Source organism: Haemophilus haemolyticus (assembly GCF_003490935.1).
Classification (GTDB): Bacteria; Pseudomonadota; Gammaproteobacteria; order Enterobacterales; family Pasteurellaceae; genus Haemophilus; species Haemophilus haemolyticus_M.
In genome coordinates, this window is the sequence record NZ_QQGD01000002.1 from 300,681 (window position 1) to 312,952 (window position 12,272).

10 protein-coding genes are annotated in these 12,272 nt (G+C 39.3%); 5 read left to right on the forward strand and 5 right to left on the reverse strand.

The annotated features are described in order from the left end of the window. Positions 1-93 precede the first annotated feature (93 nt). The 4 genes from lon (at position 94) to serA (ending at position 5,833) form a co-directional block, all read left to right on the forward strand. Positions 94-2,508 carry an endopeptidase La gene (gene lon, locus DV417_RS03885; protein ID WP_118878630.1) on the forward strand — a complete coding sequence of 805 codons (2,415 nt, stop codon included), beginning with the start codon at positions 94-96 and terminating at the stop codon, positions 2,506-2,508. 133 nt (positions 2,509-2,641) lie between these two features. Then, complete coding sequence (gene hemW / locus DV417_RS03890) at positions 2,642-3,793, forward strand: radical SAM family heme chaperone HemW (protein ID WP_065246492.1); 1,152 nt, start codon at positions 2,642-2,644, stop codon at positions 3,791-3,793. A gap of 118 nt (positions 3,794-3,911) precedes the next feature. Beyond that, the gene (gene rpiA / locus DV417_RS03895; RefSeq protein WP_118878632.1) at positions 3,912-4,571 is read left to right on the forward strand and encodes a ribose-5-phosphate isomerase RpiA; all 660 of its coding nucleotides are present in this window, start codon (positions 3,912-3,914) and stop codon (positions 4,569-4,571) included. Positions 4,572-4,600: 29 nt separating this feature from the next. After that, positions 4,601-5,833 carry a phosphoglycerate dehydrogenase gene (gene serA / locus DV417_RS03900; RefSeq protein WP_118878634.1) on the forward strand — a complete coding sequence of 411 codons (1,233 nt, stop codon included), beginning with the start codon at positions 4,601-4,603 and terminating at the stop codon, positions 5,831-5,833. 453 nt (positions 5,834-6,286) lie between these two features. Here serA and mutS read toward each other — a convergent pair whose 3' ends face one another. Then, positions 6,287-8,872 (reverse strand): DNA mismatch repair protein MutS, encoded by a 2,586-nt coding sequence (mutS, locus tag DV417_RS03905; protein WP_118878636.1) that lies wholly within the window; start codon positions 8,870-8,872, stop codon positions 6,287-6,289. Between the two features lie 184 nt (positions 8,873-9,056). Here mutS and DV417_RS03910 point away from each other — a divergent pair, with 184 nt between their 5' ends. After that, on the forward strand, positions 9,057-10,337 hold the full coding sequence (locus DV417_RS03910) for a tyrosine-type recombinase/integrase (RefSeq protein WP_118878638.1): 1,281 nt from the start codon (positions 9,057-9,059) through the stop codon (positions 10,335-10,337). Positions 10,338-10,356: 19 nt separating this feature from the next. Here DV417_RS03910 and DV417_RS03915 read toward each other — a convergent pair whose 3' ends face one another. The 4 genes from DV417_RS03915 to DV417_RS03930 are packed head-to-tail and all read right to left on the reverse strand — an operon-like array spanning position 10,357 to position 12,265. Beyond that, positions 10,357-11,061 carry a DNA translocase FtsK gene (locus tag DV417_RS03915; protein ID WP_338121158.1) on the reverse strand — a complete coding sequence of 235 codons (705 nt, stop codon included), beginning with the start codon at positions 11,059-11,061 and terminating at the stop codon, positions 10,357-10,359. Next, positions 11,019-11,306 carry a hypothetical protein gene (locus tag DV417_RS03920; RefSeq protein ID WP_118878640.1) on the reverse strand — a complete coding sequence of 96 codons (288 nt, stop codon included), beginning with the start codon at positions 11,304-11,306 and terminating at the stop codon, positions 11,019-11,021. Before DV417_RS03920 ends, DV417_RS03915 begins: the two co-directional genes overlap by 43 nt. Before the next feature lie 20 nt (positions 11,307-11,326). After that, positions 11,327-11,743, reverse strand: coding sequence for a hypothetical protein (locus DV417_RS03925; protein ID WP_046938922.1), 417 nt, complete (start codon positions 11,741-11,743; stop codon positions 11,327-11,329). Positions 11,744-11,749: 6 nt separating this feature from the next. After that, on the reverse strand, positions 11,750-12,265 hold the full coding sequence (locus DV417_RS03930; protein ID WP_005699280.1) for a hypothetical protein: 516 nt from the start codon (positions 12,263-12,265) through the stop codon (positions 11,750-11,752). Positions 12,266-12,272: the final 7 nt, after the last annotated feature.

Consider the following 12,272-nt stretch of genomic DNA (forward strand, 5'->3'; position numbering starts at 1 on the left):
AACTCAGATTTTGTTATAATCTTTTCCTTGAATTCCTTTTTCCCTACCCCAATATTTACCCAAATTATCGGAAAGAATTAAGAGAGATAAATTATGGCGAAGAATACCCAACGTACGATGCCCGTATTGCCATTACGCGACGTCGTCGTTTTCCCTTATATGGTAATGCCACTTTTTGTAGGGCGTGCAAAATCAATTAATGCCCTTGAAGAAGCGATGAACGATGATAAACAGCTTCTTTTGGTATCTCAAAGAGAAGCAGATTTGGAAGAACCTACCCCTGAAGATTTATTTGATGTGGGTACCATTGCTAACATTATTCAATTACTAAAATTACCTGATGGCACAGTGAAAGTGCTAGTTGAAGGTCAAAACCGCGCGAAAATTAACAGCCTTGAAGATGGCGAAAAGTGCTTTTCCGCAAAAATTACCCCTATCGAAACCACTTATGGTGATGAGAAAGAGTTAGATGTTGCGAAAAAAGCGGTACTTTCTGAATTCGAAAATTATCTCACCTTAAATAAAAAAATCCCTGCAGATGTATTAAATGCACTTCATCGTCTTGGTGATGCAGATCGCTTATCAGACACAATGGCTGCGCATTTACCGGTAAGTGTTCGCCATAAACAAAGCGTGTTGGAACTTGCTAACGTGCAAGACCGCTTAGAATATCTGCTTGGCATGATGGAATCAGAAGCGGACATTCTTCAAGTTGAAAAACGCATTCGCGGTCGTGTAAAAAAACAAATGGAGAAAAGCCAACGTAACTATTATCTAAGCGAACAAATTAAAGCCATTCGCAAAGAAATGGATAGTGGTGAAAACGAAGATACGATTGATGAAGTGGAACAACTTCGTCAAAAAGTAGAAGCGGCTGGCATGCCTGCGGACGTACGCGATAAAGTGGAAAATGAGCTACAAAAACTCAAAATGATGTCAGCCATGTCTTCTGAAGCGACCGTTGTTCGTAGCTACATTGAATGGATGATCCAAGTGCCTTGGCATCAACGTTCTAAAGTGAAAAAAGACATTTCGAAAGCACAACAAGTATTAGATGCCGATCACTATGGTTTAGAACGAGTGAAAGAACGTATTCTTGAATATCTTGCAGTACAAGCACGTTTAAACAAAGTGAAAGGACCAATTCTTTGCTTAGTTGGTCCTCCAGGCGTAGGTAAAACCTCTCTTGGTCAGTCTATTGCCAATGCCACTGGTCGAAAATATGTACGTATGGCATTAGGCGGTGTTCGCGATGAGGCAGAAATCCGTGGTCACCGTAAAACCTATATTGGTGCATTGCCGGGTAAATTAATTCAAAAGATGGCAAAAGTGGGTGTAAAAAATCCATTATTCTTGCTTGATGAAATCGACAAAATGGCATCCGATATGCGAGGTGACCCAGCATCAGCATTGCTTGAAGTATTAGATCCCGAGCAAAACACCACGTTTAACGATCACTATTTAGAAGTGGATTATGATCTTTCTGATGTAATGTTTGTAGCAACATCAAACTCTATGAACATTCCAGGCCCATTATTGGATCGTATGGAAGTGATTCGTCTTTCTGGTTACACAGAAGATGAAAAACTTAATATTGCGATGCGTCATTTGTTAGCGAAACAAATTGAACGTAATGGTTTGAAGAAAGGCGAGCTTACCGTCGAAGAAAATGCAATTTTAGATATTATCCGCTATTACACACGTGAAGCGGGCGTTCGTGGGTTAGAACGTGAAATCTCAAAAATCTGCCGTAAAGCAGTGAAAAATTTATTGGTAAATCCAAAACTTAAATCTATCACGGTAAATTCAGATAATCTGCACGATTATCTTGGTGTCAAACGCTTTGAATTTGGCAAAGCCGATACACAAAACCGCATTGGTGAAGTGACAGGCCTCGCTTGGACAGAAGTGGGCGGTGATTTGCTCACGATTGAAACAGCCTCCGTTGTTGGAAAAGGAAAACTCACATTCACCGGCTCGTTAGGTGATGTAATGAAAGAATCCATCCAAGCAGCTATGACTGTTGTGCGCGCACGTGCTGAAAAATTGGGTATCAATTCTGAATTCCATGAGAAACGCGACATTCACATTCACGTGCCAGATGGTGCAACACCAAAAGATGGCCCGAGTGCAGGTATTGCAATGTGTACTGCATTAGTTTCTTGTTTAACAGGTAATCCTGTACGTGCTGATGTAGCCATGACAGGTGAAATCAGTTTACGCGGTAAAGTATTACCAATCGGTGGATTAAAAGAAAAACTTCTTGCTGCACATCGTGGCGGAATTAAAACCGTATTAATTCCAAAAGAGAACGTTAAAGATCTCGAAGAAATTCCAGAAAACGTAAAACAAAATCTTGCGATTCATGCAGTAGAAACCATTGATGAAGTACTTGGTCTTGCGTTGGAAAATCCGCCTGAAGGCATTGAGTTTGTCAAAGTTGAAGCTAAAGCGGCAAAATCACCCCGCCGTAAAGCGACCAGTAAGACAACAAGAGCGGTCAATTAATTGAATGTTTTAGGGCTTGTGAAAACAGGCCCTTTTTATCAACATTCACAGTGTCAGCTAAAATTTCATATTTACACAACGTGAATTTGTACTTTTTCAACTGTTCTCACATTTAAAACTTGTAAATAACAGCATGCTCAAACTTCCTCCACTTTCCCTTTATATACACATTCCATGGTGCGTTCAAAAATGCCCTTATTGTGATTTTAATTCGCACGCACAAAAAGGCGATATACCAGAACAAGACTATATTCATCATCTTCTGAAAGATCTGCAGGCCGATTTACAGCGCTTTAAAGATTCTATTCAACAGCGAAAACTCCATTCAATTTTTATTGGTGGCGGTACGCCAAGTTTATTCTCAGCAGAAAGCATTGCGTATCTCTTAAAAGAAATAAAAACACAGATTGATTTTGAAGATAATATTGAAATCACATTAGAAGCTAATCCTGGCACGGCAGAAGCTGAACGTTTTAAAGGTTATGTATCCGCAGGCATCACGCGAATTTCTATGGGGATACAAAGTTTTAATGATGACAAATTACAGCGCCTTGGGCGAATTCATAATGCAGCAGAGGCAAAAAGTGCGGTCAATTTAGCGAAAGTTTCTGGGCTAAAAAGTTTCAATTTGGATTTAATGCACGGCTTGCCGAACCAAACACTAGAAGAAGCCTTAGATGATCTTCGTCAAGCAATTGAACTATCCCCATCTCACCTTTCTTGGTATCAGCTCACGATTGAGCCAAATACGATGTTTGCTTACCGCCCACCTAAATTACCAGATGATGATGAGCTTTGGGATATTTTTGAGCAAGGCCACCAACTTTTAACCACAGCAGGCTACCAGCAATATGAAACGTCTGCTTACGCAAAAGCTGGTTTTCAATGTAAACATAATTTGAATTATTGGCGGTTTGGGGATTATTTAGCCATTGGCTGTGGCGCACACGGGAAATTGACGTTTCCGAATGGTGAGATTACCCGCTTTGCTAAAACCAAGCACCCGAAAGGTTATTTGCATGGCGAATATCTTTACGAAGAAAAAAATGTGCCAGAAATTGACCGCCCTTTTGAGTTTTTCATGAATCGCTTTCGTTTGTTAGAAACGGTGCCCAAACAAGAATTTGAAGATTACACAGGTTTATCGCAAAGTGCAGTGAAAAATCAAATTGATTTTGCCATTCAACAAAACTATATTGTGGAAAACGCTGATTATTGGCAAATCACTGAGCATGGCAAATTATTTCTTAATGAACTCTTAGAATTATTTTTAATAGAAGAATAACCAAAACATGAAATGGTACTGCTTGCGAAAGACATCTGTTCGGAAAATTACACTTGTTTATTAAATACTCTCGTAATAAAGTAACGCAATCGTTTACTTATTAAAATAAGGAAAAGAAATGAATCAATTAGAAATGAAAAAACTCGCCGCACAAGCCGCATTACAATATGTAAAAGCAGATACGATTGTTGGGGTGGGAAGCGGCTCCACGGTGAACTGCTTTATTGAGGCTTTAGGTACAATCAAAGATAAAATTCAAGGCGCAGTTGCGGCTTCAAAAGCATCAGAAGAATTATTACGTAAACAAGGTATTGAAGTATTTAATGCAAATGATGTCTCTAGCTTAGATATTTATGTGGATGGTGCAGATGAAATCAATCCACAAAAAATGATGATTAAAGGCGGTGGCGCAGCGCTCACTCGTGAAAAAATCGTCGCTGCATTAGCGAAAAAATTTATTTGTATTGTGGATTCTAGTAAACAAGTGGATGTGTTAGGTTCGACCTTTCCATTACCAGTTGAAGTTATTCCAATGGCTCGTTCACAAGTAGGCAGAAAATTAGCCGCACTTGGTGGCGCACCTGAATATCGTGAAGGCGTGGTGACAGACAACGGCAATGTGATTTTAGATGTGCACAACTTCACTATTTTAAATCCAGTTGAAATAGAAAAAGAATTAAACAACGTTGCGGGTGTCGTCACTAATGGGATATTCGCGTTACGTGGCGCAGACGTTGTGATCGTCGGTACGTCTGAAGGCGCCAAAATTATTGACTAATTCATAATAAAAATCATAAGGAAGCAAACATGACAAACAAAGTCTCTCTAGACAAATCAAAAATCAAATTTGTATTGTTTGAAGGTGTGCATCAAAGCGCACTTGATACGCTCCATGCGGCAGGCTATACCAATATTGATTACTATAAAAAAGCGCTAGATGGTGATGAATTAAAAGAAGCCATTAAAGATGCACACTTTATCGGCTTGCGTTCTCGCACCCATTTAACGGCAGACATGATTGAAGCCGCACCCAAATTAATCGCGGTGGGATGTTTCTGTATTGGCACCAACCAAGTGGATTTAAATGCAGCCAAAGCGCGTGGAATCCCTGTATTTAATGCCCCATTCTCAAACACTCGTTCCGTCGCAGAACTTGTATTAGGCGAGATTTTATTACTTATGCGCAATGTGCCACAGGCTAATGCTGAAGTACATCGTGGCGTCTGGAATAAATCAGCGACTGGATCTCATGAAGTGCGGGGTAAAAAATTAGGAATTATTGGTTACGGCCACATAGGCTCACAGTTAAGTATTATTGCGGAATCATTAGGCATGGATGTGTATTTCTACGATATTGAAAATAAACTTCCGCTTGGTAATGCCAAACAGGTTCGTAGCCTTGAAGAATTACTCAGTTCTTGCGATGTGGTTTCATTACATGTGCCAGAACTGCCATCGACCAAAAACTTAATGAACGCTGAGCGTATCGCACAATTAAAACAAGGTGCAATTTTGATCAATGCTGCGCGTGGCACAGTGGTAGATATTGATGCGCTCACTCAAGCCTTAAAAGACGGTAAAATTCACGGTGCCGCAATTGATGTATTCCCAATTGAACCTGCGTCAATTAATGAGGAATTTGTCTCACCGTTACGCGAATTTGATAATGTGATTTTAACTCCACATATCGGCGGTTCAACCGCAGAAGCACAGGAAAATATCGGTTTTGAAGTAGCAGGCAAATTTGTCAAATATTCAGACAATGGTTCAACGCTTTCTTCCGTCAACTTCCCAGAAGTATCTTTACCAGAACATGAAGGAACCAAACGCTTATTGCATATTCACGAAAATCGTCCTGGTATATTGAACAAACTGAACCAAATCTTCGTCGAAGCCAACCTCAATATTGCCGCGCAATATTTACAAACTGATCCGAAAATTGGTTATGTTGTCGTTGATGTAGAAACGAATGATGCATCGCCATTACTGACGAAATTGAAGGAAATCGATGGCACAATTCGTGCGCGAGTACTTTACTAAATGACAATTCGTACGTAAAACACGAGGTTTTTAGCCCCCTATAAGGAACTATACTTCACAAGCCTCTCTTGGGGCTTGTGAAAACTGACAATCCCTGTCCCTGATTCCCCCTTAAAAGGAGCTACATATTCTTTCATTAAAAAATTAGGGGCTGACGTAGACTAGCACTCTTGCTAATCTACGTCAGCCCCAAAATAATTATTCACCTATAAAAATAGATAGGCTCCCTATTTTTGACAAAATGGATAGTACAAGAGCCAGCAAAGAACAAAACAACTTAAATAAAGCGAAACATTTTACATTCAGACCAAAGCTGTAAGGATTATTTGGATTACTATAATCAGCAACGAATGAAACTGAAATTAAAAGACTGATTCGATGCTATGTCATCATCAGTCCTTAAGTAAATAGTCTATTTTTGACTAGATCAAAATTTCACCGCATTTTTTGATGTTACCCCACCATTTTCTTTAACTGATACAAATACGCCAAGGCTTGTTTAGGGCTTAAATCATCGGGATCCAGTTTTTCGATTGCCTCTCTTAGTGCATCCGTTTCTTGTTCAAATAATAATTCACCTTGAGTGTGATTGGCTTCACGTAATGCCTGAATTTGCTGATCGGCTGAATCGCCTGATGTTTTTTCTAATTGTGTCAATTTCTGTTTTGCCAGTTTAATAACAGATTGTGGCACGCCCGCTAAAGCCGCTACTGCCAAACCATAACTTTTACTTGCAGCACCATCTTGTACAGCGTGCATAAAGGCGATGGTGTTGTTATGCTCAAGTGCATCTAAATGAATATTGGCAATGCCTTCTAGCTGTTCTGGCAATGCGGTTAATTCAAAATAATGGGTGGCAAATAATGTAAGCGAGCGGATTTTTTTGGCTAACCATTCTGCACAAGCCCAAGCTAAGGATAAACCGTCATAAGTGGATGTGCCGCGACCGATTTCATCAATAAGAACGAGACTTTGCGCAGTAGCTTGATGAAGAATATTTGCCATTTCGGTCATTTCCACCATAAATGTTGAACGCCCTGAAGCTAAATCATCAGACGCACCAATTCGAGTAAAAATACGATCAATCGGCCCAATTCGCGCGCTGTCTGCCGGCACAAAGCTACCGATGTACGCCAGCAATGTAATTAATGCAGTTTGGCGCATATAAGTACTTTTACCACCCATATTTGGCCCAGTGATAACTAACAAATGACGGTTGTGATTTAACTCCACTGGGTTGGCGATGAAAGGATCTTTCAATACTTGTTCCACGACAGGATGGCGACCATTTTCAATTTTTACGCTCACTTCATCACAGAATGTTGGCATCACGTAATTGAGGGTGTCTGCGCGCTCGGCAAGATTGACCAATACATCCAATTCAGAAAGTACAAGGCTCGCCAGTTGTAATGAACCTAAGTGCGGTAATAATAAATCAAATAATTCATCGTAAAGTTGCTTTTCTAATGCTAACGCTGCACCTTTTGATTTCAGCACTTTGTCTTCATATTCTTTGAGTTCAGGAATAATGTAACGCTCTGCATTTTTTAGGGTTTGACGGCGAACATAATGAATTGGCGCTTTATGCGCTTGGCCTTGGCTAATTTGAATGTAATAACCATGCACTGCATTAAAACCGATTTTTAAGGTGTCAATACCTGTGTTTTCACGCTCCCGTTTTTCGAGGTTTTCCAAATATTGCGTTGCACCATCAGACAGCATACGCCATTCATCTAACTCGGTATTATAACCTTCAGCAATCACGCCGCCATCACGAATTAAAAGCGGAGGCGTTTCAATCAATGCACGTTGCAATAAATTGCATTGCTCGCTGAAATCAGCAATTTGGCTGAAAAGTGCGGTTAAAAATGGTGGTGTTTTTTGTTGAACAATCGTGCGTAATGCTGGAATTTGTTCTAACGCTGTGCGCAGGCGAGTGAGATCGCGAGGACGCGCTGAACGTAGCGCCACACGCGCTAAAATACGCTCCATATCGCCAACTAATTGCAAATAAGGCTGAAGTTCATCGACCAAATCAAAGTTCAGAATTTCCGCAATCGCTTGTTGGCGTTGTTTTAATTTTTCCACATCACGAATAGGCTGGTGAATCCAACGTTTCAATAAGCGGCTGCCCATTGGCGTGACGCATTTATCCAATACAGACGCTAGCGTATTTTCTGTGCCACCCGCAAGATTTTTCGTCAATTCAAGATTTCTGCGCGTGGCGGCATCTAACTGAATGCAGTCTTGATTTTGAATTAAGCTAATGCTTTGAATATGGAGTAATGCAGTACGTTGGGTTTCTTTTGCATATTGCAATAAACAACCTGCCGCACTTAAGCCTAAAGGGGATTTTTCCACACCAAAGGCGCGTAAATCTTTTGTGCCAAATTGGCGATTCAGTAAGGTGATGGCTGTGCTAAGTTCAAATTCCCAAATCGGGCGACGGCGTAATCCCTTGCAATGTTCAATCGCAGCCATTTCATTAAATTCTTCACAATACAGCAATTCCACAGGTGCAATACGTTGCAATTCTGCACGTAATGTTTCTTTATCTGCAGGTTCAGAAAGCTGAAAACGGCCAGAGGTCATATCTAAAGTAGCTAATCCAAATTTTTCTTTTTCTTGATATACCGCCGCAATCAGATTGTCTTGGCGCTCTGGCAAAAGTGCTTCATCACTTACCGTACCAGGTGTGACAATTCGCACAATTTGGCGCTCCACTGGCCCTTTGCTTGTGGCTGGATCACCAATTTGTTCACAAATCGCTACAGGCTCACCCAACTGAACCAATTTTGCTAAATAGCCTTCCACCGCATGATAAGGCACCCCAGCCATTGGAATTGGTTGCCCTGCAGATTGACCTCGTTTCGTCAAAGAAATATCCAATAATGCCGCTGCTTTTTTCGCATCGTCATAAAACAACTCGTAAAAATCTCCCATGCGATAAAACAACAAAATATCCGGATTCTCTGCTTTGAGTTTTAGGTATTGTTGCATCATTGGGGTGTGTTGGCTTAATTTATCTTCTAAAATCATTTAGTTATGCCTTGTAATTCATTGATACATAAATAATTTTATAAGACACTTCGTTTTATAGCGTCTTGCTAAGTTTTATGTAGTCTTACAAAATACTACATTTAAATATAGGTTATTTTGTAGGTTTTTATAGGTTGTAGTATAATATACATACAACGAAAAAGCTAAAATTGTCAGGTATTTTATGAGTTATGAGACTAAAAAGCCACTAACTACAAAAACTATTGAAATGATGAAACCTAAAGATTCAGATAAAGCTGATATAGGTGAGTATTCTGGTTTAAGGGTTACTTGTGGGAAAACAGGAGTAAAGACTTTCTTTTACCGATATTCTAGCCCGATAACTAAAAAGCTAACTCAAGTAAAAATAGGCTCATTTCCTCAAACTAGCCTAGCAGAGGCAAGAAAGCAGCTAAAAGAGCTAAAACATATTCGTTTAGCTGGTCGCTGTCCTGCAACCGAATTAAAAACATTTAAAAAAGAGCAAGCTCAAAAAGAAAGCCAGAAACTCTTTTATGTCAAGGATCTGATTGAGCTGTATTTATCGCAATATATTGAAGATCATTATAGTGAGAATGGTCGTCTAATCGTTGGTGCTAGAAAACCTAAAGGGCAAGATGAAGTTAGACGAACTTTATACAATGATGTAGTCATTCCATTTGGCGATAGATTAGCCTCTTCTATGACAAGAAAAGAAATCGCGGAACATATTACAAATATCGTGAACAATCGAGGTGCAAGCGTGCAAGCAGGAAGTGTTCTTAGAGAGTGGACTGCGGCATATCGTTTTGCTATTGGACTAGATAAATTTGATGAAAATTTTGTGAACCCTGCATTATTAGCAAAAGAAACGTTAAAAATGACAACCATTAAACTCACGAATAACAAAGGAACTAGAGCATTTGATCACCGTGAATTAGGGATATTCCTAAAATGGCTGAAAACATCAAGACTAACAGAAAAAATCCAAAACGTATTTCTACTTACATTACTCACGGGCTGTCGAACAGGGGAAATTTGCGCTATTGCTTGGGATGATATTGATTTAGAAATGAAGACAATTTTTCTTCGAGAAACTAAAACTGGCACATCTCGCTATGTTCAGCTATCTAATCAAGCAGTAGATCTTCTTAAAACATTTGATCGATCAACAAAATACTTATTTCAAATGCGATTACAAGAAAAGCCTATCCAACAAAAATACCTTACCGAAAGAACTTGGGGACTTAGAAAAAGTGGGGCAATGTTAGACATTGAACATTGGTCGCCACACGATCTGCGTAGAACAGTTCGAACAGGTTTGGCGAGATTGGGGTGCCCGAATGAAGTTGGCGAGGCTATTCTAGGACATTCAAAGAAAGGTATTGAAGGTACTTATAATCTACATACTTACGATAAAGAATGTAAAATTTGGTTACAAAAATGGGCTGATTACCTAGATGATTTACTAACAGAACAAAAATAGGCAGTTCCCTGCCTATTCTTTAATTTTCTGTTATGAGTAACTGCCGTTTTCCCATTGATAGCTCAGATACAATACCTTCTGTTTCAAGCTGATCCATAATGTGAGCGGCTCGACTAAAGCTAAGGTTAAATTTGCGTTGAATTGCTGATATTGAAATAGTTTGAGTTTCAATTACCCATTTACGCATAATATCAAATAAGGGATCAAGCTCAGTCTTAACTGGCGAAAATACCTCTTCAGTGAAGATATTTTCTTGATATTGAGTCTGTCCACACAGACGCCAAAGATCGGTTATCGCAACTATTTCTTCATCACTGATAAACGCACCGTGAATACGAGTTAAATCTGGAGAGCCTGATCCAGAATATAGCACATCACCTCGCCCTAACAATGTTTCCGCGCCACGCTGATCAAGAATAGTACAAGAATCTACCGCACTTGTCACGGTGAATGCAATACGACTAGGAATATTTGCCCGAATAACACCTGTAATAACATTGCTAGCAGGGCGTTGTGTGGCGAGAATTAAGTGAATCCCCACTGCTCTTGCTTTGTGTGCAATACGCACTATACATTCTTCCGTCTGCTGACCAGATGTCAGCATTAGATTGGCAAATTCATCAATAACGATCACAATATAAGGTAATGGGCTAAATGTATCTTTAGCAATACCTTCCGCATTTAAACGGCAGATTTTCTGATTATAGCTTTCGATATTGCGCACTTAACGGCATGCACATTCAATAATTCCGCCCATTTTGTAGGATCTGAAAGTTGATTGATGATGTTTTTTTCTAGGCTCTCTAGCTCTAATTTAATATTGTAAGTCGTAACTACAGGACCAATATCGTAACTGATCTTGGCATTCGCGATACCAAATGTCGATAGTACTCCGTCCACATCAGGCAACTGTGCATTATAATGCTTGGTTAAGAACTCTATCGGCAATAATAAATTATTTGAAAACATAAAAACCTCTAGATAATAGGTTAAAAATCTAGCTCACTTTCCCAAGGATCAACTTGATTGATATAGATCATTCGTTCAGCAATTCTATTGACTAATACACCATCAATCTTTTCTGTATAAGGATCATAAACTACTCCCTCAAAGTACCAATTTTCACCATCATTTATTATTTCTAACAACATTGATTCTTCTGTAACATTAGGTTTATTTGATCTTAGCTCTACTGAACAAGGATAAGTGAGCATATCTACTATGCCTTTAAACCAAACATAAGTATTAGGCTTTCCCTCTTGTTCATATTCAAACTTAATACTTAATTCTTTAGATTCACTTTCATACTTAATCCAGCAAGGTAGTGGTTCCCCCCATTCGGATTTATTACTACTATCTGAATATTCCATATATTCAGCAGTAATATTAAAATCATCTAATTGCATAGCTGGTTATTCCTCTTCATCTGAAACAATTTTAAGATCACCTAAATGCCAGTTTTCACCATCCCAAGAAATGACACTGTGCATACCTTGCTGAGCTACGTGAACATTTTTTCTTCTAAGTTCTTTATCTTTTGTAAACCAATAGTTGATTACTGTCATTGGTCGTGGTTTCAAAATACGATTTTTCTCATTTAATGGAGCTTGTAAATAATAGGTAAGTAAGCGCTCAGGCTCTTTCAAATAGGCTAAATAAGCTCCATTCATATGAGGGTAAGGTGTAGATTCAATAATCCCTAACCAAACCTCTCGCTCACTATCAATTTTCCAGTGTTTATGATGAGTTTTAAATCGGGATGCATAGGACTGTTCCGAAATACCGCAGTATTGAATTTGGCTCTCAGTCTCATCTTTTTGTTTTCCTGTAAACAAATAGAGCCCGCTCTCTTTTCCCCAATCTGATTCAATCACTTCAGAAAGCTCAAAAGGTCCATACCAATGAATAAGTGTAAAAGAATGCTTCATAACAAAA

What these genes read in the sequence shown, in the direction of transcription:
- lon (WP_118878630.1), top strand. Translation starts at nt 94, where the DNA reads ATGGCGAAGAATACCCAACGTACGATGCCCGTATTGCCATTACGCGAC.
- hemW (WP_065246492.1), top strand. Translation starts at nt 2,642, where the DNA reads ATGCTCAAACTTCCTCCACTTTCCCTTTATATACACATTCCATGGTGC.
- rpiA (WP_118878632.1), top strand. Translation starts at nt 3,912, where the DNA reads ATGAATCAATTAGAAATGAAAAAACTCGCCGCACAAGCCGCATTACAA.
- serA (WP_118878634.1), top strand. Translation starts at nt 4,601, where the DNA reads ATGACAAACAAAGTCTCTCTAGACAAATCAAAAATCAAATTTGTATTG.
- mutS (WP_118878636.1), bottom strand. Translation starts at nt 8,872, where the DNA reads ATGATTTTAGAAGATAAATTAAGCCAACACACCCCAATGATGCAACAA.
- DV417_RS03910 (WP_118878638.1), top strand. Translation starts at nt 9,057, where the DNA reads ATGAGTTATGAGACTAAAAAGCCACTAACTACAAAAACTATTGAAATG.
- DV417_RS03920 (WP_118878640.1), bottom strand. Translation starts at nt 11,306, where the DNA reads ATGTTTTCAAATAATTTATTATTGCCGATAGAGTTCTTAACCAAGCAT.
- DV417_RS03925 (WP_046938922.1), bottom strand. Translation starts at nt 11,743, where the DNA reads ATGCAATTAGATGATTTTAATATTACTGCTGAATATATGGAATATTCA.
- DV417_RS03930 (WP_005699280.1), bottom strand. Translation starts at nt 12,265, where the DNA reads ATGAAGCATTCTTTTACACTTATTCATTGGTATGGACCTTTTGAGCTT.